A 26,025-nucleotide genomic window follows, 5' to 3' on the forward strand; every position below is an offset into this window, starting at 1 on the left:
GGGGACGGGGTCGGTCGATGGACGTATTGCCGTTGTTGATGCTGGTCGCGGGCAGCGCGGTGGTCGCCGGCGCGGCCCGCAGGACCCCGGTGCCGGCGCCGCTGCTGCTGGTCGTGGTCGGGCTCGTCGGCTCGTACGTCCCGGGGGTGCCCGACTACACCCTGGACCCGCATATCGTGCTGCCCCTGGTGCTGCCGCCACTGCTGCACAGCGCCGCGCTGGACAGCTCGTATCTGGATCTGCGCGCCAATCTGCGGCCGATCGCGCTGCTCTCGGTCGGGTATGTGCTCTTCGCCACCGTCGCGGTCGGCGTGGTCGCCCATCTGCTGATCCCGGGGCTGCCGCTGACCGCCGCGCTGGTGCTGGGCGCGGTGATCGCGCCGCCGGACGCCGTGGCCGCCACCGCCATCGCCCGCCGGATCGGGCTGCCCTCCCGGCTCACCACACTCCTCCAGGGCGAGTCCCTGTTCAACGACGCGACCGCGATCACCGCCTACCGGGTGGCGGTGGCCGCCGCCGTGGGGGAGGGCGTGAGCTGGACCGAGGGGCTGCGGGAGTTCGCCTTCGCGGCGGTCGGCGGTGTCGTGGTCGGTCTGATCCTGATGGTGCCGCTGCACTGGCTGCGCATCCGGCTGCGGGACGCCCTGCTCCAGAACACCCTCTCGCTGCTCATCCCCTTCGTCGCCTACGCCGTCGCCGAGCAGTTCGGGGCGTCGGGTGTGCTGGCCGTCGTGGTGGTCGGGCTCTACCTCGGACACCACTCCTGGCAGGTCGACTTCGCCACCCGGCTCCAGGAGGCGGCGGTCTGGCGCATGATCGACTTCGTACTGGAGTCGGCGGTGTTCGCGCTGATCGGGCTGCAACTGCGGGTCGTGGTGGGCGGCCTGGGGGAGTACGGCGCGGGCGAGGCCGCCTGGTACGCGGCCGTGGTCTTCCTGGCCGTGGTGGTCGCCCGTTACGTCTGGGTCTTCCCGTCGACCTTCGTGCCGCGGATGCTCTTCCCCGGCATTCGCGAGCGCGAGCCCGGCACCAACTGGACCGCGCCGGTCGTCGTCGGCTGGGCCGGGATGCGCGGGGTGGTCTCGCTGGCCATCGCCTTCTCGATCCCGCAGACCACCCACGGCGGGGAACCCTTCCCGGCCCGCAATCTGATCCTCTTCCTGACCTTCACGACCGTCATCGGCACCCTGGTGGTCCACGGGCTCACCCTGCCGTCCCTGATCCGGCTGCTCGGGCTGCCGGGCCGCGATCCACGGGCCGAGACCCTCGCCGAGGCCCAGGCGCAGAACCAGGCGTCACTGGCGGCCGAGAGCCGTCTGGGGGAACTGCTCGACGATGAGCGCAACGCCCTGCCGCCGCCGCTCGCCGACCGGCTGCGCACCGTGTTGGAGCAGCGCCGCAACGCCGTATGGGAGCGGCTCGGGGCGGTCAACGAGGTGACCGGCGAATCGGCGGACGACACCTATCGGAGGCTGTCCCGGGAGATGATCGAGGCCGAGCGGAAGGTGTTCGTGGACCTGCGGGACGCGCGGCGGATCGACGAGGAGATGCTGCGGTCGCTGCTGCGTCGGCTGGATCTGGAGGAGGCGGCGCTTTACCGGGAGGGGGCCACGGAGGAGGGGGCCTGAGGGCCGGCTTGTCCGCGGCCGCGGCCGCGGCTGTACCCGGACCCGGACCCGGGTGCTAGGGGTGTTCGGCGGATTGTGGCGCCTGCGGCGGGCTGTTCCCCTCCCCGCCCCTTCCCTCAACTGGGGCTCCGCCCCAGACCCCGCTCCTCAAGCGCCGGAGGGGCTGGACGGGCGGGGCTTCGTCCCAGACTCCGGGGTCCAGGGGGAAGCCCCTGGTGGCGGGGAGGGGAAAGAGCCGCCGGACACCCGTAGGTGAGCGTCCTACTTGAGCCGCTCGTGGATCCGCTCGCGCATCGCCGCCATGGTGAAGCCGCGCGGATCCACCTTGCCCGGCTGCCATTCGAGGTGGCCGATCACCGAGCGCTCGGTCCAGCCGTGATGGCGGCATACGGCCGCCGCGGCCCGCGCGATCGCGTCGAGCTGGGCCTCGGGCCACGGGTCCTCGCCGTCGCCCAGGTTCTCGCATTCGAAGCCGTAGAAGGCACGGTTGCCATCGGTGTTCGCCTCGTTGTCGGGCGGCAGGGCGCGCTCGGCGATCACCGCCCGCAGGACGTCGTCGTCGCCGAGACCGGCGTGGTTGGCCCGGCCGTAGCCGACCAGATGGACGCCGCCGTCCTTGGCGATCACGCCGTGGCACAGCGGGCCGGGCAGCCCCTCGAAGCCGTCCCGGCAGATCTCCACCGTCTCCTCGGTGCCGGAGGTGACGGTGTGGTGGATCATCACCCCGTGCACCGGGCCCCATGGGCCCTTGTGGTTTCTGTTGTGCTCCCGCCAGTCGCCGACCTGCGTCACCCGCACGCCCTCGTTCGTCAGCGCCGCCAGGAAGTCCCCCGCGGACATGGGTGAGGCCATGACCGCCTCCGTTCTGGTCGCACGGCGGGCCCCGGTCGCGGTCCGCCTCGTTCACCCGCTTGCTTACCCATCGCACGCACATAAACACATGGGGTGATCAGTGGTGGGGGGCGCGTTATCGTGCGAGCCGATCCATCCGTTCCACCTCGCACCGGGAGACACACCGCACCATGGACTACCAGGCAGTGCTGGACGAGGTCGCGGCCCATGTGAAACCGCAGATCGGCCGGGGCCGGGTGGCGCAGTACATCCCGGCGCTCGCCTCGGTGGACGCGGACCGCTTCGGGATCGCCATCGCCGATGTCGACGGCCATGTCACCGGGGTCGGCGACTGGGAGCGGCCCTTCTCTGTGCAGTCCATCTCCAAGGCGTTCAGCCTCGCGCTCGTCCTCGCCGACGACGGCGAGAAGCTGTGGCGGCGGGTCGGCCGGGAGCCCTCGGGCAACCCCTTCAACTCCCTGGTGCAGCTCGAGTACGAGAACGGCATCCCGCGCAATCCGTTCATCAACGCCGGGGCGCTCGTCGTCACCGACCGGCTGCACACCCTTACCGGCGACGCCAGCACCACCATGCTGGACTTCCTGCGCGCCGAGAGCGGCAATCCGGACCTCGCCTTCGACCAGGAGGTAGCCGTCTCCGAGTCCGCCCATGGCGACCGTAATGCCGCCGTGGCCCACTTCATGGCGAGCTACGGCAACCTCCACAACCCGGTGCCGACCGTTCTGGAGCACTACTTCTGGCAGTGCTCGATCGAGATGAGCTGCCGCGATCTGGCCCTGGCCGGGGGCTTCCTGGCCCGCCACGGGCTGCGCGCGGACGGCTCGCGGCTGTTGTCGCAGAGCGAGGCGAAGCGGGTCAACGCGGTCATGCTCACCTGCGGTACGTACGACGCGGCGGGCGACTTCGCCTACCGCGTGGGGCTGCCCGGCAAGAGCGGTGTCGGCGGCGGCATCGTCGCGGTGGTTCCCGGCCGCTGCACGCTGTGCGTCTGGAGCCCCGGCCTCGACGCCCGCGGCAACTCGGTGGCCGGAGTGGCGGCCCTGGACCACTTCACCACGCTGACCGGCTGGTCCGTCTTCTAGCGGCGGAGGGCGTGGGCGGCGGGCGCGGGCGCGGGGGCGGCTGCGGAGGTGGCGCCCGGCCTGGCGCGGCGGGAGCATGGGGAGTAGTGGTGGTGAGCAGGAGGTGTACCGCCATGCAGCATGAGATGCGCGCCGAATACGAGGAGGGCAGCTCCGGGCGGGTCGCGGGCGCGCCCGTCAAGATCTGGCACATGGTCCGCGGGAACGGAACGACCGCGATGTGCGGGCGGGAGCTGGACCCGGACGCCGAGACCCAGGCGGCCGATCTGTGGGCCACGGGTGACTCGGGGCCCTTCTGTCACTCGTGCGGTGCGATGTATCTGCGCGAGGTCCCTTGAGCGAGTACCGGGAGCGAAGGGCGCTGATCGGCCGCGGCGCCGCGGTGTGGGCCCGTACGGCCGGCACCGGGCCGCAGCGGGTGCTCCCGGACGGCTGCACGGATCTGATCTGGAGCGAGGCGGGACCCGACGGCGAGCTGCTGGTCGCCGGGCCGGATACGTGCGCCCGTCTCGCCCCCGGCCCGCCCGGCACCCGCGCCGTGGGCCTGCGCTTCGCCCCGGGACAGGGCCCCGCCGTGCTGGGCGTACCGGCGCATGAACTCCGCGATCAGCTCGTGCCGTTGGCCGCGCTCTGGCCGGGCGCCGAGGTCCGGCGGCTGACCGAGCGGATCGCCGACGCCGGGCGGATCGTGGACGCCCAGCGGACGGCCGACGCCGAGCGGACGGCGGCGCGGCAGGCGGCACAGGGCCGCCTGCTGGAGGACGCCGCCCTGGGCCGCCTGCGGACGGCGGAACCGCCCGATCCGGTGCTCGCCGCGGTCGTCGCCGGGGTATCCCGCGGAACGGGCGTGGCCCGGATCGCCGCCGCCGTGGGGCTGGGGGAGCGCCAGTTGCACCGCCGCTCCCTCGCCGCGTTCGGCTACGGCCCCAAGACGCTGGGCCGGGTGCTGCGGCTGAACCGGGCCCTGGACCTGGCCCGCACCGGCGTTCCCTACGCGGCGGTCGCGGCCACGGCGGGCTACGCCGACCAGGCGCATCTCGCCCGCGAGGTCAGGACCCTGACCGGCGTCCCGCTGGGCCGTCTGCTCCAGGGGTCAGGAGGGTAGCGGGGCGAAGAGGTCCAGGCTGTTGCCGTCGGGGTCGAGGACCGTCGCGTAGCGCTGGCCCCACGGCGCGTCCCACGGCTCCTTCTTGCCGCGTACGCCCGACCCCACGAGGTCCTGGTAGGTCTTGTCCACCTCGGCCGGGCTGTCGCAGGCGAAGGCCAGCGCCACCTGGTGGGAGCCGCTCGGCGGCGTCCACTCCGGGTCGAAGGAGCGCACCGTCTCGACGGTGTCCCACATCAGCCGCACCCCGCCGGGCAGGGCGGCCTCGGCGTGCGGCTGGGTGGCGGCCTCGGCGGGGATGTCGAGGCCGAGGCGGCGGTAGAAGGCGAGGGAGCGGGCCAGGTCGGCGACGACCAGGCCGATGGCGTTGAATCGTGCTGTCATACGGGCAGCGTAGGCAGCGCGCGGACGGCCGGTCTTGAACGAATCGGACGTTGTGGTGGAGGCGGCCAGGACGCCGTCAGGGGCAGTCGATGACCTGGCCCGCGTACGACAGATTGCCGCCGAAGCCGAAGAGCAGCACCGGGGCGCCGGAGGCCACCTCCCCGCGCTCGACCAGCTTGGAGAGGGCGAGCGGAATGCTGGCCGCCGAGGTGTTGCCGGACTCCACCACATCGCGGGCGATCACCGCGTTGACCGCGCCCAGCTTATGGGCGACGGGTTCGATGATCCGCAGATTGGCCTGGTGCAGCACGACCCCGGCCAGCTCCTCCGGGGCGATCCCGGCCCGTTCGCACACCTGCCGCGCGATCGGCGGCAGATGGGTGGTGGCCCAGCGGTAGACGGTCTGGCCCTCCTGCGCGAAGCGGGGCGGTGTGCCCTCGATACGGACCGCGCCGCCCATCTCCGGGACCGAGCCCCACACCACCGGGCCGATGCCCGGCCGCTCGGCGGCCACCACCACGGCCGCGCCCGCGCCGTCGCCGGTCAGGACGCAGGTGGAGCGGTCGGTCCAGTCGGTGGCCGCTGTGAACTTGTCGGCGCCGATCACCAGGGCCGCGGTGGCCGCCCCGGCCCGGATGGTGTGGTCGGCGGTGGCCAGCGCGTGGGTGAAGCCGGCGCACACCACATTGAGGTCCATGGTGGCGGGGCAGTCGAGACCCAGCCGGGCGGCGACCCGGGCCGCCATATTGGGGCTGCGGTCGATCGCCGTACAGGTGGCGACGAGCACGAGGTCGATGTCGGAGGGGGCGAGACCGCTGTGGGCCAGCGCCTTGGCGGCGGCCGCCGCGGCCATCTCGTCGACCGTCTCGTCGGGGCGGGCGAGATGCCGGGTGCGGATGCCGACCCGGCTGCGGATCCACTCGTCGCTGGTGTCGACCATGGCCGCGAGGTCCTCGTTGCCGAGCACCTTCGCGGGCTGGTAGTGGCCGAGTGCCAGTACGTGTGAGCCGGTCATCGGTCATCCCCTTCGCGCCAGTGCCGACGTATCCGCGCCGTTTGCGGAGATCTCGACGCACAGTCTGCGGTGTGTCCAGTCTTGAGCGGAGCAGACGTGCCGTGCGCTCGGCCTACTCACCAATCTTGGGCGCCAAGATCTGGAGTTTTCGACCTTTCCCCGGCGGGGGGTGATGGGCGGTGGCGGAAGGGGATGACCTGACCGCGGCTCAGGAAAGCTGACCGTCGTAGTCCGGGAGCTTGAAGGACTTCTCGGCGTGGCCGCCGCTGATGTCGGTGGCGCTGTTGCCGATGTTGGCGATGATCGTGTAGCCGTTCTTCTCGATCTCCGCCCGCTTGGCGGTCTTGTAGTCGGCCACGTTCTGGAAGAGATCCGGCAGGTGGCGTACGTACAGACCGGCGACCGAGTAGCCGACCTGCTCCAGGTTCCACTCGGTCGGCCAGGAGATGATGCCGGGCCGCGCGGTGACGAAGAAGATGGCCACGCCGCGGTCGTGCGCGTACTGGGAGAGCTTCAGGACCGGCTCGACGGGGTGCTGGGGGAGGGCGAAGCGGAAGTCCGTCTCCAGTGAGGTGTTGTCGATGTCCAGGACGATGGCCTGCTTCTGCCCCGAGGGGTTGGCGGTGCGCTCCTCGATGTAGGGGCGGGCCTGCTCGTCGATGATGGCGCGAACATCGCGCTGCCAGGTCTCGTAGTCGACCTTCTCGGCGGCGGTGGCGCCCGACGGCGCCGCCGAGGCCGCCGTGGTGGCGGTGGTGCCGGGGGTGGCGGCGCTCGCCGTGGTGGCCGTTGCGCCGACGCCGATGGCGAGGGCGACGACCACTGTCGTCATGCCGAGCCGCCGTGATCGCACGCGTCCTGCTGTCATCGGTCACATCCTTCGCTTCGAGGCGATTGCCGGATGGCATGCTCACGGCTCCCGGTGGACTTGAGAAGACCTCTGCTTTACCGATGAGTAACAGTTCGCGGCCGAGGGGCCCTAATAGGCCAACGACACGTGCCGTGCCGTTCGTTGACTGGTCAGCCGGTAGATGGGTATGTCATCTACTGAAGGGCCGGCCTGGACCCCGGCGCTGACCGGCGTGGCCGCGGGCTCCGGTGTCGCGCGCCTCCACCAGGTCAAGGAGGCTTGCATGTTCGATGATCGGCCCGCCTTCGGCGTCCGAGTCCACGCACTCGGCGGCGTCACCGTCGCCGAGATCGCGGGAGAGTTGGACATCTTCGCCGCAGGGCGGATCGTGGCTCGGCTCGATTCCCTCATCCAGGCACGGTGTCCGGATCTGGTCCTGGACCTACGGCCGGTGACCTTCCTGGACTGTGCCGGATTGTCGTTACTGTGCCGATTGCGCAATCGCGTGCTGGAGCGGGACGGGCGGCTGCGGCTCGTCATCGACGAACCGCGGTTTGTGCGGCTGCTGCGCATGGTCCGGCTGGACGACGCGTTCGAGGTACTGGAGGATCTGACTCCGGCGATCGCGGGGGTGGCGGGTCCGCCGGCCGGAGGGGGCGATGATGCCTTCGCCTAGGCCGTATCTGACCAAGTGTCAATAGTAAGAACCGAAATTCACTCGGACGAGCGGTATTCACCGGCGGAATGCTGCGTCCCTACCTCTGTAACCGGGGGTCACCCCTTTACGCTCGCGAGACGTCGCCCAAGGACCCGGCGGATTCACACCCGATGCCCGACCCTGCCCGCTTCCGGGACCCTGACGAAGGTGAGAGGGGGCAGTGTGCCGTTCCGAGGGGATATCGCGATGACGCAGCAAGGCGCTCCCCGTGATGCGCCGGTGCCGCTGGAGCGCGGTGCCCAGAACGCCGCGCACGGGCCCGCTGGGCCCGTCGGCCGCGATCCGGCCGCGCGGGCGTCCGCCGAGGGGGATTCCATCGCTCAGGGCGATTCCGCCGCTCGGGGCGATTCCGCCGCTCGGGGCGATTCTGCCGCTCGGGACGGCGACGCCGCCGACGTCACCACTCCGCGCGCCCGTACGCACCGGGTCGGCGGGTACACCGTCGTGGAGCTCCACGGGGAGATCGACATCGCCGGGGTGGAAAGTGTCGGACCGGCGCTGGACGCGGCCACGGCCGGGGACAGGCCCGCGGTGATCGTGGACTTACGGCCGGCCGCCTTCTTCGACTGCTCGGGCCTGGGACTGCTGTGCCGGGCCCATCGACGTGTGGTGGAGCGGGCCGGGCGGATGCGGCTGGTCTGCGACAACGCGCTGATCCTGCGCACTCTGCGGGCGGGCCGGATGCTGGATGTGCTCCGCCCGGTCGCCACGCTGGACGAGGCGCTGCGCGAGGCGGAGGGCTAGGTACGGCGGTCCTGGGGAGGCGCGACCTGTTGGCCCCGGTGCTGCCGCCAGCGGCCCCAGGTGCGATGGTGCGGCCGCCCGCCGACGCGGGAATCGTCGTGGCTCTCGGCGGACATGCGGTTGCCGTTCTGGACATTGGTCCGGTGGATCAGCAGCGCGCCCACCCCGATCAGCGCGAGGATGACGACCACGGTGATCAGGGTCTCCATGGTGCTCACTCCCTGCGGCCGGGCCCCGGACTGAAGGGAATCCGGCCGGTTTGTGCGAAATGCTCCTGGCGTCTATACGGTACCTCCGGCCGGAGGCGGCGTCGCTTCCCGTGCGCCGCGTCCCGGTGCGCGCGGTGGATGGCCCCGTACGCGCCTTCGACGGCCCCTGTACACGCCGACCGCCCGCATCCGGCGTCGGGAACCGGGTGCGGGCGGTCAGGCCCTGATCCAGGGGATCAGTGGCTCGGCGGTTTCAGCGGGCTCAGCGGGCTCAGTGGGACTTGGCGAGCTGCTTCTCGAGCTTGGCCAGGCCATTGGCCCAGAGCTGGTTGACGCGGCTGATCTCGGCCTGGTCGGGCTGCGAGTTGGTGCAGGACGGGCCGGGGCCGCCACCGGACATCAGCTCGCTGCACGGGCCCTCGTAGTGGTCCGGCAGACCCAGCACATGGCCGGTCTCGTGCGCGGTGACCCGGGTCGAGTCGTACTCCTGGTTCTGGGCGTAGTCCAGGAAGACATAGCCGCTGCCGTGGCCGTCGGTGCTCGCGTACGAGCCCCGGGGGTCGTTGCCCTCGCGGTAGCTGAAGTCCGCGTTGCTGCCCGCCTGGAGCTTCACGTTGCTCACCGAGGAGTTCCAGATCTGGGCGGAGCGGGAGATCTGCGACTGGAAGGTCGGGGCCTGGCTCGCGTCGTAGGTCACGGTGACGGCGGCCGTCGCGTTGCGCGCCTTGGCCTGCTTGGCCAGCGCCGACTTCATGACGGCCTTGATGAAGGCGTCGGTGTCGGCCTTCTCCTCGCCGCTCGCCGTGTAGCCGGCGGCCGCGGCGCTGCGCTGGGTCGTGGAGTGGTCGGGCGTGGCCGCGGAGGCGGGCACGGCGGACAGTGCGGCCGCCAGGCCGAGGCCGAGGGTCGCGGACAGCGCGAGCTTGGGGAGTGACATGTGGGGGGCTCCTCATCGTCCTCGGGCCCCGGTCGCCGTGTGGGGTGGCGGCCGGGGCCGTGGGATGAACTCTTGGCTGACGCCGAGTCTTGAGGAGATCGAGCCGTACGCGGAGATATCAACTGGTGATAGCACGAAGGCATATCCCCCGCCGGACTCTCAAGCCCATGGCTGAGATGGTGGTTTGACGTCCCGTTGACCGGTGTTTGACCACCGATTGATCGATTCCGATATGGGTTGGAGTGGTTTCAGAGTCTGGTGTGACCGACAAGGGCGCAGATATGCTCCCGCCGTGGAGCTCGAGGTGAGGCACCTCCGTGCACTGTGCGCCATCGCCGACACCGGCAGCCTACGGAAGGCGGCGCGCCAACTGGGCATGACCCAGCCATCCTTGACGACCCAGCTCCGGCGCATAGAGAACACCATCGGCGGTCGGCTGTTCTCGCGGGAGGTCACCGGCAGTCGGCCGACCCCGCTGGGGCGGTCCGTGCTGTGCCGCGCCCGGCCGATCGTGGCCGAGATGAACGCCTTGCTCAGCGAGGTCCGGCTGGAGGCGGGGCAGACCGCCGACGCCCGGTTGCGCATCGGCAGCACGGGCAGCCGGGCCGTGGTCGGCTGGCTGCGCAGGCTCCGCGACCGCTATCCCGACGCGGACACCACCATCCATATCGACGTCTCCGCCAACGCGCTGCTCCAGATGGTCGCCGCCAACCAACTCGACGTCGCCTTCGTGCACGAGGTCGAGGGCGCGCCGCTGCGGGTGCCCGAGGGCGTGGAGCGCCGGGTGCTCGTGGAGCGGGAGCCGCAGTTCGTGGCGCTGGCCGAAACCCATCCGGCCGCCGCGCGGCCCGCGGTGCGGCTCGCCGACCTCGCCGCCGACCAGTGGATGGTCGACCCCAGTGTGGACGGCGAGGGGCCCGGGCTGCGCCGGGTCCTGGCCGCCGCGGGGCTCAATCCGAGGGTGGTGTACGGGGACTATCTGACCGCCGCCGACCTGGTCGCCTCGGGCGAGGTGGTCACCCCCTGCCAGCCCACCGCGCGGTCCCGCCAGGGTGTGGCCGTCCGTCCGCTGCACGGGGACCCGCTGACGGTCCGGCTGTTCCTGGCCTCACGGGCGGTCCCGGCGGCCCGCACCGGGGCCGCCGGACCCGACCCGGACACGGCGCTCCCGGCCCGCGCCGGGGCCGCCGGAACTGCCCCGGACACGGCGCTCCCCGCCGAGGCCGACACCGGGACCGAGGCCGCCGGACCCGGTCCGGACACCGCGCCCGCTGCCCCGCTCGACGTCGACGCCCTCTTCGGCGACCTCGCGGACGCGTACTTCGAGATCGCCTGGGCGAGCCCCGCGTACCGCCAGTGGCTGGTCCGCAACGAGAGCCCGCTGCTGCGCTCCCATGAGCCCCGGATCCGCGACGCGCTCGACGTCCTGGACCTCGCCGGGTCCGCCGAGGTCTCGTAGCGCCCCTCCTCAGGGGCGGGCGCGGCGCGAGCGATGAGTTTCGCTCCGCCGGGCGGTCCAAGCACCCGGGACCGCACCGGACCGGACCGCATGCCACCCGAGGAGCGAGCGAATGATCACGGAGCACGATCCGCAGACCGCGCTGGACACCCGCTTCAGCGGCCCGGACGCCACCGCCACGCCCTGGCCGGAGGGGCGTGCGGCGCTGGCGGCGGCGGAGCTGTACTGGCTGTCCACCGTCCGCCGGGACGACCGCCCCCATGTCACCCCGCTCATCGCCGTCTGGTTCGACGGCGCGCTCTGCTTCTGCACCGGCCCCGAGGAACAGAAGGCCCGGAACCTCGCGCACAATCCGCGCTGCGTCCTCACCACGGGTGCGGGCGTGCTGCACGAGGGGCTGGACCTGGTGGTCGAGGGCGAGGCCGAGCGGGTGCGGGACGACGCCACGCTGGAGCGGATCGCCGCGGCGTACGTGGCGAAGTACGGCGCGGAGTGGACCTTCCAGGTGCGCGACGGAGCCTTCCACCACGACGGCCATGACGCCCTGGTCTTCCGGGTCGCCCCGGCCACGGCGTTCGGCTTCCGCAAGGGCGCGTACGGCCAGACGCGCTGGCGCTTCTGACAGGGGCCGACCGCTTCACACCACCCAGGGGGCCCACCCCCGGCCGCTCAGTCCAGGCCCGGCAGCCCGGTGGGCACCCCGACCGGAAGGCTCTGTTCCGACCAGATCGTCTTGCCCTCGGCGGTCTGCCGGCTGCCCCAGCGCTGGCTGAGCCGCGCGACCAGCAGCAGCCCGCGGCCGCCCTCGTCGAAGGTGCGGGCGCGGCGCATATGCGGGGCGGTGCTGGAGGAGTCGGTGACCTCGCAGATCAGCGAATGGTCATGGATCAGCCGCAGCCGGATGGGCGGGACGGCGTGCCGGATGGCGTTGGTGACCAGCTCGCTGACGACCAGCTCGGTGGTGAAGACGGCCTCGTCGAGCCCCCATTCGGTCAGCCGCTCCGTCACGTTCCGGCGGGAGCGGGCCACCCACGCCGGATCTGCGGGTACGTCCCAGGTGGCCACGTGCGCCTCGTCCAGGGAGCGGGCGCGGGCGAGCAGCAGCGCGACGTCGTCGAGGGCGCCCCCGCCGGGCAGGAGCGTGCGCAGAACGGCGTCGCAGGCGCCGTCCAGGGACCCGCTGGGGTGGGCCAGCGCGTTGGTCAGCAGCAGTCGGCCCTCGTCGACATCGCGGTCCCATACGTCCATCAGCCCGTTGGTGTAGAGGGCGAGCACGGCGTTCTCGGGCAGCTCGGTCTCCATCGACTCGAAGGGCAGCCCGCCGACCCCCAGCGGCGGTCCGGCCGGTACCGGGAGGAACTCCACGGTGCCGTCGGGCCTGGCCAGCGCCGGGGGCGGGTGCCCGGCCGCGGCCAGTGAGCAGCGGTGCGAGACGGGGTCGTAGACCGCGTACAGACAGGTGGCGCCCACATCCCCGGTGGCCTCCTCGGCCCCGGTCTCCGCGGCCAGATGGATCACCAGGTCGTCCAGGTGGGTCAGCAGCTCGTCCGGCGGCAGATCGACGTCGGCGAGGGTACGGACCGCCGTCCGCAGCCGCCCCATCGTGGCCGACGCCTGGATGCCGTGGCCGACCACATCGCCCACGACCAGAGCGACCCGTGCCCCGGAGAGCGGGATGACGTCGAACCAGTCCCCGCCCGCCCCCGCGTACGGGCCCGCGGGCAGATAGCGGGAGGCGACCTCGACGGCCGGCGGCTGGGGGAGGGTCCGCGGCAGCAGACTGCGCTGGAGGGCCAGGGCGGTGTCGCGCTCCCGGGTGAAGCGGCGGGCGTTGTCCACGCAGACGGCGGCCCGGGTGGTGATCTCCTCGGCCAGCACCACATCGTCCTGGGTGAACGGCTCGGGGGTGTGGTGGCGGGCGAATACGGCCACCCCGAGCGTCGTTCCCCGCGCCCGGATCGGCACCGCCATGATCGAGTGAACGCCGAACCGCCGGATCGAACGGGCGCGGGCGGGCTTCAGCGCACCCCACTTGGTGATCATGGGGTCGGTGGTCGCGTAGATGAGGGGCCGCTCCACCACCAGGCACTCCGCCATCGGCGAGACCTGCGGATAGGTGTCCACCTTCCCCACCGGCACCACGGACTCGGGGCAGCCCTCGTAGAGCGACTGCCTGGCCGCGCGGCGCAGCACGATCGGGCCGGTGAGCGGCCCGGGCGGCAGCTCCTCGTCCTGGGCCAGCCGGTCCAGCAGGTCGATGCTGGCGTAGTCGGCCAGCCGCGGTACGCAGACGTCGGCCAGCTCCTGTGCGGTGCGGTCGATGTCGAGGGTGCTGCCGATGCGTTCACTGGCCGCGCTCAGCAACAGCAGCCGCTGGCGGGCCAGATACTGCTCGGTGATGTCATGCGCCGCCATGCAGACCGCGTACACCTGGCCGTCCTTCGCCTTCAACGGGGCGAACGCGGCCGACCAGGCATGCTCCTCGGTCTCGCCGCCGGTGCGCAGATAGGTCTCCACCTCGCGTGGCTCGCCGGTGGTCAGCACTTGGCGCATGACCCCTTCGAGCTGCTCGCCCTGGAGCTTGCCCCCGATCTCCGACAGCCGCAGATCGCGGATCTCCGCTTCGGGGAGGCCGACGACGCGGGCCATCTCGTCGTTCACCTTGCGCAGCCGCAGATCGGCGTCGTAGATCGCCATCGGGCAGGGTGACTGCGCGTAGGCCCAGCGCATCAGCGCGTCGTTCCAGGACTCGGGGGGCAGCTCCGCCCGGGGTGCCGCGGCCACCAGCAGCCAGTCGCCCTCCGGCCCTGTGCGGTGTGCCAGCACCCGCACCGGCATCTCGTGGCCGTCCCGGTGGCGCAGCGCCACCGTCCCGTGCCACCGGGTGAGCCGGGTGCGGGCGCGGCGGACCCCGGCGTCCGCCGCGCGGGCCGGATCGGCCAGCAGCTCGGCGGCGGACCGCCCGACGACCTGCGGGGGCCGATACCCGAGCAGCCGACGGGCACCCTCGTTCCAACTGGTCAGCGTCCCGTCATCGGTGACGGTGACCCTCGCCGTATCCGTTTCGTCCAGGCCGCCCCGCTCGCGCGCGGAGCCGCTGTCGTGGCGCATCATGGTCGCCCATCCCTCCGGGGACGGCACCGGGTCCGTCCTCCAGGGTCCTCTTCCAGACTCGTCCACTCCGGTCCGGGCATCAACCACAGCCCGGGTCGGGCTGTGGTTGATGCCGGGTCGGGCTGTGGTTGATGCCCGGTCGGGCGGGTCAGGCCGCCGCGGGCCGCAGATGGCGCCCGGCCCATTCGGCGAAGCCGGTGAGCGGGAGGCCGAGGGCCCGCGCGAAGGCGGGGCGGGCGGGCTGACCGGCCTCGTTCAGCCACACGTGCCCGAGGCCCCACTGCGGCATCCCGGCGGCGAGCGCCTCGTCGGCGGTCATCGACGGGGCGGCCACCTCGGTGCCCACGACGGCGGAGAGGACCTCGGCGACCCGGGTCATCGTCAAGCACTCGCCCGCCAGTTCCAGCTCGACCTCGTGGAACCGCTCCGGGTCGGCGAAGGCCGCGGCGGCCGCCGTGCCGATGTCGGCGACGGCGATGAGGGAGAGCTCGGTGCCGGGCTGGAGGATGGTGGCCAGGCCGCCCTCGGGGCCGTTCGGGAGCAGGGACAGGAAGTTCTCCATGAAGAAGGCGGGCTTGAGGAGCGTCCAGTGGCGGAAGCCCGCCTCCCGGACCCGGTCCTGGAGGCCGGACTTGGTCGCGAAGTAGTGCTCCATCGCCGCCCAGCGGCCCTCCGCCCAGCCGGGCGCGGTGTGGTGCTGCCCGGCGCCGGAGACGGAGGTGTGCACGAACTGCGCCACCCCCGCGTCCCGCGCGGCGTCGATCAGGTTGCGCCCCTGGACCCACTCGGAGTCGCCCTGGAGGTCGTTCATGTCGGGCATCTGGATCGAGAAGACGGCCCGCGCCCCCTCGGCGGCCCGCCGCACCGAGTCGAGGTCGAGCAGATCGCCGGTGACCAGTTCGGCGCCGAGCGCCGCCACGGCCTTGGCCCGCTCGGTGGCCGGGTCGCGGACCAGCGCCCGTACGGGAACGCCCGCCGAGAGCAGCGCGCGGGCGGTGGCGCCGCCCTGCTGTCCGGTGGCGCCGGTGACCAGAACGGGGGCGGACGGGGCGGACGTCGGGGAGTTCATGGGCATGCTGTGCTGCTCCTCAGGCATGGGGATATCGATGTATCGACTGCGCGAACACTAAACGGCGGGCCCCGCCACTTACTGCTCGGTACGATACGGAGGGCCCCGCCACTTAGCAACCACTCGGCAACCCGGAGGTGACGCCATGCCCGCCCAGCGTGCGGACGCCCGGCGCAACTACGAGCGCATCCTCGCCGTGGCCGAGGAGGAGGTCGCCGCACACGGCGCCGACGCCTCCCTGGAACAGATCGCCCGCACCGCCGGAGTCGGCTCGGCCACCGTGCGCCGCCACTTCCCCACCCGAAGCGCCCTCCTGGAGGCCGTCTTCCGCGAACGGATCGAGGTCCTGGCCGCCCGCGCCCGTGAACTCGCGAAGGTGGAGGACGTACGGGCCGCGCTGCTGGAGTGGCTGGGCGAGCTCACCGTCTACTCGGCCTCGGTCCAGGGCCTGGCCACCGCGCTGCTGCGCAACGGGGAACTCGACCCGGAACATGCGAACCCCTGCGTGGACACCCTCACCGAGGCGGGCGAGCCACTGCTGCGGCGAGCCGAACGAGCCGGTGTGATGGCCCCCGGGGCCACCGCGGTCGACCTGGTCACCCTGATCGCCGGAATCGCACTGGCCACCCAGCACCACCCGGACCCCACCGCCGAGGCGGACCGCCTGCTGGGCCTGGCCGTGGCGGGGATCAGCCCACGGGGGTGAGCGGGCGGGGGTCGGTCAACCCCTATTCACTCGGCCGCAGTTGGCCTTTCAATTGCCAGCCGTCGAGGGAGACCTCAGGGCCTCCCGTGAGGTACCGGTGGAGGGCGCTTGAGGTGGTGTCCACGAAGTTCTCGGGGATGGCATCGGCGCCGACCCAACGGACCTGGGCGTGCTTGCGCGGCTCGCGGTTCTCCGGCTCGCCAGCCCACTCGTGGGCGGCGAAGACGACGGTGAGGAAGCCGTTGGGGGCTTCGACACCCCAGGCGCCGTGGATGATGTGGGCGACCTTCAGGGCTTCCGGCTGCACGGTCAGGCCGGTCTCCTCGTTCAGCTCGCGGACCGCGGTCTCGGTGATGGGTTCGCCCGGCTCGCTCTTGCCGACCGGCAGGTCCCACATGCCCTGGGCGAACTTGGCGTTCTGGCTGCGCTGGAGGAGGACGACGCGGTTGTTGGCCTTGTCGTGGACGATGACGGCAGCGACCAGCAGGGTCATGGATTCGGGGGCGGGCGGCAGGGCATTGGGCTGGTCGTCGGACTGAGGCTGAGCCACGATAACGCTCCTTCCTCGACCCATTGGTGGACAGCTTCGGCCTAATGATCAGCGGTATGTTCGATTTCGATGGCCAGAGCGCCAAGGGCTTCCTTCTCGGGCGAGTAGATGGCTCGGATGTTGTTGAGCTGCTGTTCGCGAGTGGCGGTCGGGTTGACGTTGGCCGGACCCTCTCCGTCGAGCAAGGCTTCGAAGTCGGGGTACTCGGTGACCCGCTTGACCTTGACCTCGCAGGTCTCGTCGGTGCCCTTGATGCGGAATCGGATGGTGTCGCCGGGGGCGAGGTCGGCGAGGTGCGGGTATTTCACCCGTACCTCGATGGTCTTGGTGCCCGCGGCGACGAGGTCGAAGTACTGGGGGTAGAGGTTGAGCTCGCGGACGCGGGCGGTGGTATCGGTCATGGGGCGGGGACGCTCCTGGTGGCTGGTGTGGTGATCAGGCGGCCGATCTCGGCGGCTGAGTACGACCGGAAGAAGTGACGCGGGTCCGACAGCAAGGTATCTGCCAGGGACAGCAGTTGCTCGGCATACTCCGTGGTGGTGCCGGGCCATTTCCGGGTGTCGAGCATCCAGTCGGCGGTGCCGTCAGGCGCGGGGGTGCGGCCTTCGCGGATGAGGGATTTGGACAGCTTGGCGCCGGTGTCGGTGACGACTTGGGGGCAGAAGAGGCGGGCCGGCAGTTGGGAGCGGATGAGGCCGACGGACTGGAGGGCCTCGTCGACCAGGTGGGAGCCGAAGACCCAGTCGCCGCCCTTGACCATGATGTGCAGGGTGCCATGGGGGCTGGACAGGGCCAGTTCCTTGACCATGTTGCGGTACAGGGTGGCCAGGTCCAGATAGGCGCCTCCGGTTGGGGAGATGGTGGCCCGGTAGGGGCCGTGGTGGAGGCAGACGGCGGCCACTTGGGCGGTCTCGCGGTCGGTGAGGTGGACGCGGGTGCGTTCGGCGTGTTTCTCGGCCCAGCCGCAGCCGAGGTGCGGGCAGGGGACGCGCAGGTGTGGGGTGCCGGTGGAGGGGGCGAGCCACCAGCGGGCGGCGTCGAGGCGGGGCAGGAGGCGGAGCCAGGTACGGCGGAACTGTTCGTCGGCCTGCTGCTGGCTGTAGGTCTCGACGCGATGCGGGATTCCCAGATGCCAAGACAGCGCTGTGAACAGGGCTCGTAGAGGGTGGTGATGAGGTCGGTCAGGGCCTCGTCATCGAGTGCTTGGGCGTAGGCGCGCTGATAGCGGTGGCTGCTGACCGGGTCGGTGGCCAACTCGTACGGAGCGTTGTCGAGGGCGCTGAACAGGACCTCGGCGGGGAGGCCGAAGCGGTCACGCAAGCGGGCGGCCATGGTGAAGGCCAGGGACTGCACGAGTGATGTGCCGATGTGTGGGGCGCCGTTGATCTGAGTACCGACGACCATCGTGATCCGCTCGGGCGTGGCAGCCATGATGCGCGGGGCCAGGACATCTTCTGCGTGGTGGAGGGCGTTGGCGAGGACGGTGTTCGGCGATAAGGGACTGTATGTCATGGGACGTCTCCAAGAGCTGGGTGTCAGCACGCTGGTACCGAGCTGTGTTCGAAGGTGGCCCAGACGCATTTGCCGGGTCCTTGTTGTTGATCCACACCCCAGTTGTCGGCAACAGCGGAGATGAGTAGCAGGCCACGGCCGTCGTCTGCCGTTGCCTGCGGCTCGCGCATGGTGGGCGTGCCGTCACCGCTGTCGTGCACTTCGAGGCGTAGCAGGGCGTCGTGCAGTTCGATGCGTACGAGAACCAGTCCGTCCTCCGAGGCTCCGTGCAGCAGGGCGTTGGTGGCCAGCTCGGAGGCGCACAGCCGGATGTCGTCGATGCGTTCGGTTCGCTGCCACTGCGTAAGGGCCTCGGTGATGAAACCGCGAGCAGCGGGGGCGGTGTGCTCGCGCCGGGCGAAGGACATCGCGCGGTGCTCGATCGAGCCGCTGCCGATGTGGTCCGGCTCGGGCGTCTCCGGTTCTTTGAACGGATTCCTCGACATGCCACCAGCCAACCGCCGTAGCTCGTTCGGGTCGGGAGCCAGCGTGGGGGCCGTTCCGGGGCCACTATGGGGGCCAGAAGTCCTGTGCTCAGGGGAGAGTGGGATGGGCGACACGGGGATCGGAGCGCTGCTCACCCGGCTGCGCACCGAGCGAGGCTGGACTCAGCAGCGGGTGGCCGATGAGTACAACGCCCTGGAAGGGCGCTGCACCAAGACCGGTAAGGAGATGGGCCGCTACGAGCGCGAGACGCGCATCCCCGTTCCGTACACGCGGAGATATCTGGCGAAGGTGTTCGGCGTCGGTGTTGCGGTGCTCGACCAGGCCGCCGCGGTCAGCAAGAGACGCCGGAGCGGCGAGGGTGGGACGGTGCGGGTGCAGGAGCTCGTACGGCAGCAGGCGCCTCCACGTTCCCCAGCGGAAGCGGTGACGGCGGATGCCGCTGCGGCCGCGGACTTCGCCCGGTTCATCGCGCAGCGCAACGCCGATGAGTCCGTTGTCGAGCAGATGGAGGCTGACGTCGCTCAGCTTGCCCGCGCCTACGTCAGCCACCCACTGCTGGAGCTGTACGTCGAGATCAAGCAGTCGCGGGACGGGGTGTTCGAGTTGCTGCGCGGGCGTCAGCGCCCTCGGCAGACTGCTGACCTGTACGTCGCGGCTTCACGGTTGTGCGGCATGTCCGCCCACGTCTGCCTGGACCTGGGGGACTACGCCTTCCGCGGCCACCCACACGCGTACCGCCCGCGCGTGCGCGGGAGCGGCCGGGCACGAAGGGATGCTGGCCTGGGTACGAGCCGTGGAGTCCCTGATCGCTTTTTGGACCGGGCGGTACGAGCAGGCGGCCGGACCGGCCCGGGCGGGCCGAAGGCACCGAGCGAGTGGGAGTATCACCGCCCGCCTGGCCAGTCTGGAGGGGCGTGCTCTGGCCATAGTGGGAGACCAAGCAGGCGCGGTGGCAGCGTTGGCCGACGCCGATCGTTCCCGTGAGGCGGCATCCGACCCGGACGAGGCACCGGGACTCTTCGCCTTCCCGGCGGCCAAACAGTTCGCATATGCCGGGACGACCCACCTCGCCCTGGGCGGACCGGCGCACATCCAGCAGGCGATCGCCTGGGCGGGCACCGCGATCCGCCTCCACCGCGATGCGGAGAACGACGACCGGTCGGTCGGCGACCTATTCGCCGCCCACCTCGACCTCGCCCGTGGCCACCTGCTTCTGGGCGACCTGGACGGCACTGAGGCGATGCTCGCCTTCGTCCTGGACGCTCCGCCGGAGCGCATCTCGGCCAGCATCGTGCGACGGCTCATCGCGCTGCGTCGCGAGCTGGGTGGTCCGCAGTACGGGGGAGCCGCGCAGGCGGCAGACTTACGCGAAAGACTCCAGTACACGGCTGTCCTCGCGGCTTCGCCCACCGCCCGTCCTTCGGAGCTGTCGACGTGACCGAACTGTCCGCCGCCCACGATGCCGCCATCACCGATCGGGGCCGCCTCGCCGGGAGCGCGTACAACGGCGACCGAGACCTCGCGGCCCGGCAGTCCCTCTATCGGTGGCAGACGCCCCTGTACGACCTGCCCGGCATGGTCGCCGAACAATTGAGTGACCTACTCGGACTCGTGGTCGACGTCGGATGCGGGAACGGCAGGTTCATCAAGCGGCTCCGCCGGGATCGGCCCGACTTGGCCTTGCTGGGCCTGGACATCGCTCCCGGCATCCTCGACGGGGTACCCGGCCCGGTCGCCGTGGCGGATGCCACTCGCCTGCCGATCGCCACGGCGAGCTGTGATGCGGCGCTGGCCCTGCACATGCTCTACCACGTCACCGACATCGCCCAGGCGGTCGGCGAGCTGTCCCGCGTGGTGAAGCGGGACGGGCTGGTGATCACCTCCACCAACAGCGACCGGGACAAGGCCGAACTCGACGACCTCTGGGAGCGAGCCGCAGGGGACGTCCTCGGCACTGGACGGGGGCCGTCCCGCATCTCGCTCAGTGCCCGCTTCTCCCTGGAGAAGGCCCCTGCCTACCTCGGCGAGGAGTTCGGCCACGTGGAGACGATCGAGCTGCCGGGCATCATCACGATCCGTGACCCCGCACCGGTCATCGCGCACATGGCTTCGTACCACGCATGGGCCGACCAGCACGATGTGCCCTTCGACGTGACCATCGAACGAGCCCGCGCCATTCTCGCGGACCACATCTCCCGGCACGGTGCGTTCGAGATCCGCTGCAAGGGCGGTGTCCTCGTCTGCCGGCGCTGATCCGCCCACATCACGCGATGGATCCATGCCCACCCGCGGCCGGCGGAAAAGTAGACCGCACCCGGGCCACTCGGGGCGGCTCGGGTGCGGTCCGGCAATGCAAGGGAAGAGCGGTCAGCCCTTCTTGGTCTCCCAGAAGATCTTGTCGATCTGGGCGATGTAGTCCAGGGCCTTCTGCCCCGTGGCCGGGTCCGTCGAGCCCTTGGCCGCGCTCAGGGCCTTGAGGGTGTCGTTGACGAGCTGGTGCAGCTCCGGGTACTTCTCGAAGTGCGGGGGCTTGAAGTAGTCGCTCCACAGCACCGAGACATGGTGCTTGGCGAGCTCCGCGCGCTCCTCCTTGATGGTGGTGGCGCGGGCGCGGAAGTGCGGGTCCTCGTTGGCCTGGTACTTCTCCTGGACGGCCTTGACGGACTCGGCTTCGATGCGGGCCTGGGCCGGGTCGTACACACCGCAGGGCAGGTCGCAGTGCGCGCTGACCTGAACCTTCGGGGCGAACAGGCGGGAGAGCATAGAGCTGTCCTTCCATTCGTGATCGTCTTCTCAGGTGCGAGATTACTCCGTGGGGGAAGGCTTTTCTCGGGTGCCCCGGGGGGCTTAGGTCAAAAGTCCGGTGTCAGGCTGGGATGCCTGGGATCGTGATGGTGCGGGGTTGAGAACCGGAGGTGCCGTGATGCGGGAGGAGCTGGGCGATCGTGGGCAGGAGTCCGACCGCGACCAGCGCGGACTGCTGCGGATCGGGCTCGCGGAGGTGTACAACCCGTCGATGCAGCCGACGCTGTACCCCGGCGACCAGTTGGTGGTCCGCTACGGGGCGCCGGTGCGGCCGGGGGACGTGGTGGTGGTGCGCCATCCGTTCCGGCAGGATCTGCTGATCGTCAAGCGCGCGGTGGAGCGGCGCGAGGGCGGCTGGTGGGTCAAGGGCGACAACCCGTATGTGGAGAACGACAGCCGGGAGTTCGGCGTCGTACCGGACGAGCTGGTGGTCGCCCGGGCATGGCTGCGGCTGCGGCCGCGGCCGGGCGCCGGGCGCCGGGGTCAGCGGTCCATGGCCGGGCTGGTCTTCTGGGCGGTGTCCGCCGTACGGCCGGTGGGCTCGCGGTCCTGGCGCCGGCTGCGCGCGGCGCCGGCCGACCGCTCGGCGTCCAGGCGCTTGCGCGCGCGGTAGGCGGCCACATTGGCGCGGGTCGCGCAGCGGTCGGAGCAGTAGCGCCGGGATCGATTGGTCGAGGTGTCGAGATAGGCGTTGCGACAGGGTGACGCCTCACAGATGCCCAGCCGGTCGGCGCCCAGTTCGGTGAGGTGGAAGGCCAGCCCCATGGAGGCGGTGGCGGCGTATCCGGCGCCCGCGTTGGCGGCGTAGTCCGCGATATGCATATGCCACTTGGGGCGTCCGTCGTCGTCGCGGATCTCATGGCCGGAGATCTGCGGGCTCACCGGGAACTCGATCAGCAGCGCGTTCAGCAGGTCCACCGCCAGCACCTCGTCGCCGCCCGCCGCCGCCTCGAAGACGGCGCGCAGCCGGGCCCTGACCGACCTCAGCCGGGTGACATCGGCGTCCGTCGTCCGCCGGGCCGCCTGCCGGCTCTCCCCGAAGAGCGCCCGCACGGCCTCCACCGAGGTCAGGGTGTCGGTGCCGCGGCTTGGCTCCTCGCTGTTGACCAGGCGCACGGCGAGATCCGAGTAATAAGCCAGTTCCACTTGTGGTCCTTACGACGGGGCATCTAGAGTCGGGTAAGAGGCGTTCTGCCTACGAGGGTATTACGGGGCGGCGGCCCCGGAGACGATGACGCATGGCTTACGACGCATGGCTTGGAGGGGCTCGATGACGGACACCGTCGCCGTGGCGGACTGGCAGGCGTGGCAGCGGAGCTGGGACCGGCAGCAGGAGTGGTACCTCCCCGATCGTGAGGAGCGGTTCCGGGTGATGCTCGACGCGGTCGAGGCCGTCGTCGGCCCGGAGCCGAGGATCCTCGACCTCGCATGTGGTACGGGCAGTATCTCGGAGCGGGCGCTGCGCAGGTTCCCGGGCGCCAGCAGCACCGGCGTGGACCTCGACCCCGCGCTGCTGACGATCGCCCGCGGCCACTTCGCGGCCGAGCCGCGCGCCGAGTTCGTGACCGCCGATCTGCGCGACCCCGGATGGACCGGGCGGCTGCCGCATCGCGGGTACGACGCCGTGCTGACCGCCACGGCGCTGCACTGGCTGCACTCGGACGAGCTGCGGGTGCTGTACGGGCAGATCGCGGGCGTCGTACGGGAGGGCGGGGTGTTCCTCAACGCGGACCATATGCCCGATCCGGCCACGCCCCGGCTCAACGCCGCCGACCACGCGTTCCAGAAGGAGCGGCGGGCCCGGGCCCAGGCCGCGGGCGCGCAGGACTGGGTCCAGTGGTGGCAGGCCGCCGCACGGGACGAGGTGCTGGCCGGACCGGTGGCCGAGCGGTTCACGATCTTCGGCAATCCGGCCAACGGCGACCACGCCGACGGGGAGACGCAGTCCGTCGCCTGGCACGCCGAGGCGCTGCGCGAGGGGGGCTTCGGGGAGGCGCGGGCCGTATGGTGCTCGCCCTCGGACGCGATGGTGCTCGGGCTGAAGTAACCCCGGTGCGGAGTGCGTGAGGGCGCCTACAGCACCTTGGAGAGGAACGACTTCGTCCGCTCGTGCCGCGGATTGGTCAGCACCTCACGCGGGTGCCCCGACTCCACCACCACGCCGTCGTCCATGAAGACGACCGAGTCCCCGACCTCACGGGCGAAGCCCATCTCATGCGTGACGACGATCATCGTCATGCCGTCCTCCGCGAGCCCGCGCATCACATCGAGCACATCGCCGACCAGCTCCGGGTCGAGCGCCGAGGTGGGCTCGTCGAAGAGCATCAGCTTCGGCTCCATCGCCAGCGCCCGCGCGATCGCGACGCGCTGCTGCTGGCCGCCGGAGAGCTGGGAGGGGTAGTTGCCCGCCTTGTCGGCGAGGCCCACCCGGTCCAGCAGTTTCAGCGCGCGCTCCCGCGCGACCGCCTTGGTCTCGCCCTTGACCTGGACCGGCGCCTCGATCACGTTCTCCAGCGCGGTCATATGCGGGAAGAGGTTGAAGCGCTGGAAGACCATGCCGATGTCGCGCCGCTTCTCGGCGACCTCGCGGTCCTTGAGCTCGTAGAGCTTGTCGCCCTTCTGGCGGTAGCCGACCAGGTCGCCATCGACGTACAGCCGCCCGGAGTTGATCTTCTCCAGGTGGTTGATGCAGCGCAGAAAGGTGGACTTGCCGGAGCCGGACGGGCCGATCAGGCAGAACACCTCGCGCGGCGCGACCTCGAGGTCGATGCCCTTGAGGACCTGCACCGGGCCGAAGGACTTGTGGACGCCTTCGGCCTTCACCATGGCGGTCATACGCCGACACCTCCGGAGCGGTTGCTGAAGGAGAGCAGATTGGCCCGGACCCGCTGGAGCGGGGTGGCCGGCAGGCTGCGGCTCGAGCCGCGCGCGTAGTACCGCTCCAGGTAGTACTGGCCCACGCTCAGGACGGAGGTGAGGATCAGGTACCAGGCGGCCGCCAGGAAGAGCATCTCCGCCGTGGCACCGGAGTTCTGGCCGACCTCGGAGGTGGCCTGAAGCAGATCCCAGTACTGCACCGCGATCACCAGCGAGGTGGTCTTGAGCATGTTGATGAACTCATTGCCGGTCGGCGGCACGATCACCCGCATCGCCTGCGGCAGCACCACCCGGCGCAGCGTCTTGGCGTGGCTCATGCCGAGCGCCTGGGCGGCCTCGGACTGGCCCTCGTCGACCGACTGGAGGCCCGCCCGGCAGATCTCGGCCATGTACGCGGCCTCGTTCAGGCCCAGGCCCAGCAGGGCGGCCAGGAACGGGGTCATGAAGTCCGACCACTCGTCCTTGTAGATCGGCATGATGTTGATGTAGTCGAACACCAGGCCGAGGTTGAACCAGACCAGCAACTGCACATAGACCGGGGTGCCGCGGAAGAACCAGATGTAGCCCCAGGCGATGGAGGCGGTCACCGGATTCTTCGACAGCCGCATCACGGCGAGGATGATGCCGAGGACCACCCCGAGCACCATCGCGAGGATGGTGATCCAGACGGTGTTGCGGACGCCCCTGAGGATTTCGCTGTCGAAGAAGTAGTCCGGGATGGCGCCCCAGTTCACATCGCCGCGGGCGAACGCGGAGATGAGCAGGAAGAGCACGGCGATGGTGATGACCGCGGAGACCCAGCGGCCGTAGTGCCGCACCGGGATGGCCTTGATGTTCTCCGGCGCCGGCGGCGGGGCGTCGACCGGACCCGCCTTCTCAATCTTTGTCGTCACGGATGGTGCCTTTCAGCGCGAGCGCGGACGGGGGAGGGCCGGATCACTTGCCGCCGTTGATGATGGCCTTGGTGACCGCGCCTTCCTTGACGCCCCACTTCGCGATGATCTTGTCGTAGTCGCCGTTCGCGATGATCAGGGCGAGGGCCTGCTTGATGGCATCGCGCAACTGGGTGTTCTTCTTGGCGATGGCCATGCCGTACGGGGCCGCCTCCACCTGGTCGCCGACCAGCTCGAAGTCCTTGCCGCCGCCGGAGGTCTTCACCGCGTACGCGGCGACCGGGAAGTCGCTGGAGCCGGCGATGGCGCCACCGCCGCGCAGCCGGGTCTGGGCCTCGGTGTCATTGCCGAACGCCTCGACCGAGATCTTGCCCTTGCCGTTCTTCTGGCAGGTCTTCGACTGGGACTTGGCCAGGTCGTGGGAGACGGTGCCGCGCTGCACGACGATCTTCTTGCCGCACAGGTCGTCCCACGTCTTGATGCCCGTGTTGGCGCCCTTCTTGGTGTAGATCGAGACACCCGCGGTGAAGTAGTCGACGAAGTCGACGCCCTCGCCCGCCTTCTTGCCGGTGTCCGGGTCGACACCCTCCTGGCGGCCCTTGTTGTCGGTCATGGCCGACATGGCGATGTCGTAACGCTTGGAGCGCAGGCCCGAGAGCAGGGTGTCGAAGGTGCCGTTGTTGAACTCGAACTTCACCCCGAGCTGCTTGCCGAGGGCGTCGGCGATGTCCGGGTCGATGCCCATGACCTCGCCGTTCTTCTTGAACTCGACCGGCGGGTAGTTGATGTCCGAGCCGACCTTGATCACCTTGGCGCTCTGGATCTCCTTGGGGAGCTGGTTGAAGAGCGGGGCCGCGTTGGTGTTCGACCCACCGGTGGCCTTGTCGGTCTGGTCACCGCAGCCCGTCAGCAGCAAGGCACCTGCCACCGCTATCGCGCCGACGGAGGCCATCCGGGACTTCAGGGTGGCCCCACGGGGCGTGAAGCTGGCGGTCATGCTGGTTCCTCCGGCAGGGTGAGGGGGCGAGAT

29 protein-coding genes and 2 pseudogenes are annotated in these 26,025 nt (G+C 70.8%); 14 read left to right on the forward strand and 17 right to left on the reverse strand.

Translation table 11 applies throughout. The features are described 5' to 3' along the window. Window positions 1-17 precede the first annotated feature (17 nt). Entirely contained in the window at window positions 18-1,628 is a 1,611-nt protein-coding gene (locus ACK1X7_RS31580) for a Na+/H+ antiporter (protein WP_385157876.1), read from the forward strand. Between the two features lie 261 nt (window positions 1,629-1,889). On the opposite strand, the gene ACK1X7_RS31585 is transcribed toward ACK1X7_RS31580, so the two are convergent. Then, the gene (locus ACK1X7_RS31585) at window positions 1,890-2,480 is read right to left on the reverse strand and encodes an N-acetylmuramoyl-L-alanine amidase (RefSeq protein WP_385150584.1); all 591 of its coding nucleotides are present in this window, start codon (window positions 2,478-2,480) and stop codon (window positions 1,890-1,892) included. Window positions 2,481-2,650: 170 nt separating this feature from the next. On the opposite strand from ACK1X7_RS31585, the gene ACK1X7_RS31590 reads away from it, so the two are divergent. The 3 genes from ACK1X7_RS31590 (at window position 2,651) to ACK1X7_RS31600 (ending at window position 4,667) form a co-directional block, all read left to right on the forward strand. Next, window positions 2,651-3,562 carry a glutaminase gene (locus ACK1X7_RS31590; RefSeq protein ID WP_216341653.1) on the forward strand — a complete coding sequence of 304 codons (912 nt, stop codon included), beginning with the start codon at window positions 2,651-2,653 and terminating at the stop codon, window positions 3,560-3,562. Between the two features lie 113 nt (window positions 3,563-3,675). Further along, window positions 3,676-3,900: a hypothetical protein gene (locus tag ACK1X7_RS31595; RefSeq protein WP_216341654.1), complete on the forward strand. Its 225-nt coding sequence runs from the start codon at window positions 3,676-3,678 to the stop codon at window positions 3,898-3,900. Further along, complete coding sequence (locus tag ACK1X7_RS31600) at window positions 3,897-4,667, forward strand: helix-turn-helix domain-containing protein (protein WP_413115975.1); 771 nt, start codon at window positions 3,897-3,899, stop codon at window positions 4,665-4,667. The genes ACK1X7_RS31595 and ACK1X7_RS31600 overlap by 4 nt, the downstream gene beginning before the upstream one ends. On the opposite strand, the gene ACK1X7_RS31605 is transcribed toward ACK1X7_RS31600, so the two are convergent. The 3 genes from ACK1X7_RS31605 to ACK1X7_RS31615 all read right to left on the reverse strand — a co-directional run bounded on the left by ACK1X7_RS31605 (window position 4,656) and on the right by ACK1X7_RS31615 (window position 6,934). After that, window positions 4,656-5,051 carry a VOC family protein gene (locus tag ACK1X7_RS31605; RefSeq protein ID WP_385150591.1) on the reverse strand — a complete coding sequence of 132 codons (396 nt, stop codon included), beginning with the start codon at window positions 5,049-5,051 and terminating at the stop codon, window positions 4,656-4,658. The two genes, ACK1X7_RS31600 and ACK1X7_RS31605, sit on opposite strands and share 12 nt — an antisense overlap. Before the next feature lie 76 nt (window positions 5,052-5,127). After that, window positions 5,128-6,066 carry a beta-ketoacyl-ACP synthase III gene (locus ACK1X7_RS31610; RefSeq protein WP_385150594.1) on the reverse strand — a complete coding sequence of 313 codons (939 nt, stop codon included), beginning with the start codon at window positions 6,064-6,066 and terminating at the stop codon, window positions 5,128-5,130. A gap of 208 nt (window positions 6,067-6,274) precedes the next feature. Further along, window positions 6,275-6,934 (reverse strand): HAD family acid phosphatase, encoded by a 660-nt coding sequence (locus ACK1X7_RS31615; RefSeq protein WP_390792031.1) that lies wholly within the window; start codon window positions 6,932-6,934, stop codon window positions 6,275-6,277. Window positions 6,935-7,199: 265 nt separating this feature from the next. Between ACK1X7_RS31615 and ACK1X7_RS31620 the strand changes: the two genes are divergently transcribed. Together ACK1X7_RS31620 and ACK1X7_RS31625 are read left to right on the forward strand one after the other, a co-directional pair. Then, window positions 7,200-7,592: an STAS domain-containing protein gene (locus tag ACK1X7_RS31620; RefSeq protein ID WP_385150600.1), complete on the forward strand. Its 393-nt coding sequence runs from the start codon at window positions 7,200-7,202 to the stop codon at window positions 7,590-7,592. 228 nt (window positions 7,593-7,820) lie between these two features. Beyond that, window positions 7,821-8,378 (forward strand): STAS domain-containing protein, encoded by a 558-nt coding sequence (locus tag ACK1X7_RS31625; protein ID WP_413115976.1) that lies wholly within the window; start codon window positions 7,821-7,823, stop codon window positions 8,376-8,378. On the opposite strand, the gene ACK1X7_RS31630 is transcribed toward ACK1X7_RS31625, so the two are convergent. Next, a complete protein-coding gene (locus ACK1X7_RS31630; protein ID WP_385150606.1) occupies window positions 8,375-8,587 on the reverse strand; it encodes a hypothetical protein in 213 nt (70 codons plus the stop codon). The genes ACK1X7_RS31625 and ACK1X7_RS31630 overlap by 4 nt on opposite strands. Window positions 8,588-8,858: 271 nt before the next feature. Beyond that, window positions 8,859-9,524, reverse strand: coding sequence for a snapalysin (gene snpA / locus ACK1X7_RS31635; protein ID WP_385150609.1), 666 nt, complete (start codon window positions 9,522-9,524; stop codon window positions 8,859-8,861). A gap of 292 nt (window positions 9,525-9,816) precedes the next feature. Between snpA and ACK1X7_RS31640 the strand changes: the two genes are divergently transcribed. Next, window positions 9,817-10,983: a LysR family transcriptional regulator gene (locus tag ACK1X7_RS31640; protein WP_390792029.1), complete on the forward strand. Its 1,167-nt coding sequence runs from the start codon at window positions 9,817-9,819 to the stop codon at window positions 10,981-10,983. A 112-nt stretch (window positions 10,984-11,095) separates the two neighbouring features. Further along, window positions 11,096-11,605, forward strand: coding sequence for a pyridoxamine 5'-phosphate oxidase family protein (locus ACK1X7_RS31645; protein ID WP_385150615.1), 510 nt, complete (start codon window positions 11,096-11,098; stop codon window positions 11,603-11,605). A gap of 47 nt (window positions 11,606-11,652) precedes the next feature. Here ACK1X7_RS31645 and ACK1X7_RS31650 read toward each other — a convergent pair whose 3' ends face one another. After that, window positions 11,653-14,097, reverse strand: coding sequence for a SpoIIE family protein phosphatase (locus tag ACK1X7_RS31650; RefSeq protein WP_385150618.1), 2,445 nt, complete (start codon window positions 14,095-14,097; stop codon window positions 11,653-11,655). A gap of 148 nt (window positions 14,098-14,245) precedes the next feature. Next, entirely contained in the window at window positions 14,246-15,172 is a 927-nt protein-coding gene (locus ACK1X7_RS31655; RefSeq protein ID WP_385150621.1) for an NmrA family NAD(P)-binding protein, read from the reverse strand. A gap of 139 nt (window positions 15,173-15,311) precedes the next feature. Here ACK1X7_RS31655 and ACK1X7_RS31660 point away from each other — a divergent pair, with 139 nt between their 5' ends. After that, entirely contained in the window at window positions 15,312-15,872 is a 561-nt protein-coding gene (locus ACK1X7_RS31660; RefSeq protein ID WP_385150623.1) for a TetR/AcrR family transcriptional regulator, read from the forward strand. A gap of 22 nt (window positions 15,873-15,894) precedes the next feature. Here ACK1X7_RS31660 and ACK1X7_RS31665 read toward each other — a convergent pair whose 3' ends face one another. The 4 genes and pseudogenes from ACK1X7_RS31665 to ACK1X7_RS31680 form a co-directional block, all read right to left on the reverse strand. After that, on the reverse strand, window positions 15,895-16,422 hold the full coding sequence (locus ACK1X7_RS31665; protein ID WP_413115977.1) for an NUDIX domain-containing protein: 528 nt from the start codon (window positions 16,420-16,422) through the stop codon (window positions 15,895-15,897). Between the two features lie 41 nt (window positions 16,423-16,463). Further along, on the reverse strand, window positions 16,464-16,823 hold the full coding sequence (locus tag ACK1X7_RS31670; protein ID WP_385116674.1) for an ASCH domain-containing protein: 360 nt from the start codon (window positions 16,821-16,823) through the stop codon (window positions 16,464-16,466). After that, window positions 16,820-17,934 (reverse strand): annotated as a pseudogene (locus tag ACK1X7_RS31675) (hypothetical protein). The gene ACK1X7_RS31670 and the pseudogene ACK1X7_RS31675 overlap by 4 nt, the downstream one beginning before the upstream one ends. A 23-nt stretch (window positions 17,935-17,957) precedes the next feature. Continuing rightward, window positions 17,958-18,419: an ATP-binding protein gene (locus ACK1X7_RS31680; protein ID WP_385116676.1), complete on the reverse strand. Its 462-nt coding sequence runs from the start codon at window positions 18,417-18,419 to the stop codon at window positions 17,958-17,960. Between the two features lie 103 nt (window positions 18,420-18,522). Between ACK1X7_RS31680 and ACK1X7_RS31685 the strand changes: the two genes are divergently transcribed. Genes ACK1X7_RS31685 through ACK1X7_RS31695 form a run of 3 tightly spaced genes read left to right on the forward strand, consistent with a single transcriptional unit; the run spans window position 18,523 to window position 20,673 of the window. Then, window positions 18,523-19,404, forward strand: coding sequence for a hypothetical protein (locus ACK1X7_RS31685; RefSeq protein WP_413115978.1), 882 nt, complete (start codon window positions 18,523-18,525; stop codon window positions 19,402-19,404). Next, the gene (locus ACK1X7_RS31690) at window positions 19,370-19,858 is read left to right on the forward strand and encodes a hypothetical protein (RefSeq protein WP_413115979.1); all 489 of its coding nucleotides are present in this window, start codon (window positions 19,370-19,372) and stop codon (window positions 19,856-19,858) included. The genes ACK1X7_RS31685 and ACK1X7_RS31690 overlap by 35 nt, the downstream gene beginning before the upstream one ends. Beyond that, window positions 19,855-20,673: a class I SAM-dependent methyltransferase gene (locus ACK1X7_RS31695; protein WP_361501913.1), complete on the forward strand. Its 819-nt coding sequence runs from the start codon at window positions 19,855-19,857 to the stop codon at window positions 20,671-20,673. Before ACK1X7_RS31690 ends, ACK1X7_RS31695 begins: the two co-directional genes overlap by 4 nt. Before the next feature lie 114 nt (window positions 20,674-20,787). Here ACK1X7_RS31695 and sodN read toward each other — a convergent pair whose 3' ends face one another. Continuing rightward, window positions 20,788-21,183: a superoxide dismutase, Ni gene (gene sodN, locus ACK1X7_RS31700; RefSeq protein WP_020868495.1), complete on the reverse strand. Its 396-nt coding sequence runs from the start codon at window positions 21,181-21,183 to the stop codon at window positions 20,788-20,790. Window positions 21,184-21,436: 253 nt separating this feature from the next. On the opposite strand from sodN, the pseudogene ACK1X7_RS31705 reads away from it, so the two are divergent. Further along, window positions 21,437-21,604, forward strand: a pseudogene (locus ACK1X7_RS31705) (S24 family peptidase); the annotation flags it as partial. 104 nt (window positions 21,605-21,708) lie between these two features. Here the strand turns inward: ACK1X7_RS31705 and ACK1X7_RS31710 are convergent. Then, window positions 21,709-22,371 (reverse strand): CGNR zinc finger domain-containing protein, encoded by a 663-nt coding sequence (locus ACK1X7_RS31710; protein WP_385150643.1) that lies wholly within the window; start codon window positions 22,369-22,371, stop codon window positions 21,709-21,711. Window positions 22,372-22,495: 124 nt separating this feature from the next. Here ACK1X7_RS31710 and ACK1X7_RS31715 point away from each other — a divergent pair, with 124 nt between their 5' ends. Continuing rightward, a complete protein-coding gene (locus ACK1X7_RS31715; RefSeq protein WP_413115980.1) occupies window positions 22,496-23,272 on the forward strand; it encodes a class I SAM-dependent methyltransferase in 777 nt (258 codons plus the stop codon). A 26-nt stretch (window positions 23,273-23,298) separates the two neighbouring features. On the opposite strand, the gene ACK1X7_RS31720 is transcribed toward ACK1X7_RS31715, so the two are convergent. Genes ACK1X7_RS31720 through ACK1X7_RS31730 form a run of 3 tightly spaced genes read right to left on the reverse strand, consistent with a single transcriptional unit; the run spans window position 23,299 to window position 25,992 of the window. After that, the gene (locus ACK1X7_RS31720; RefSeq protein ID WP_385157070.1) at window positions 23,299-24,051 is read right to left on the reverse strand and encodes an amino acid ABC transporter ATP-binding protein; all 753 of its coding nucleotides are present in this window, start codon (window positions 24,049-24,051) and stop codon (window positions 23,299-23,301) included. A 5-nt stretch (window positions 24,052-24,056) separates the two neighbouring features. Continuing rightward, on the reverse strand, window positions 24,057-24,995 hold the full coding sequence (locus ACK1X7_RS31725; protein WP_385157055.1) for an amino acid ABC transporter permease: 939 nt from the start codon (window positions 24,993-24,995) through the stop codon (window positions 24,057-24,059). Between the two features lie 43 nt (window positions 24,996-25,038). Beyond that, on the reverse strand, window positions 25,039-25,992 hold the full coding sequence (locus ACK1X7_RS31730) for an ABC transporter substrate-binding protein (RefSeq protein ID WP_385157058.1): 954 nt from the start codon (window positions 25,990-25,992) through the stop codon (window positions 25,039-25,041). Between the last annotated feature and the right edge of the window lie 33 nt (window positions 25,993-26,025).

It is taken from the genome of Streptomyces sp. CY-1, assembly GCF_047218265.1.
GTDB lineage: Bacteria > Actinomycetota > Actinomycetes > Streptomycetales > Streptomycetaceae > Streptomyces > Streptomyces niphimycinicus.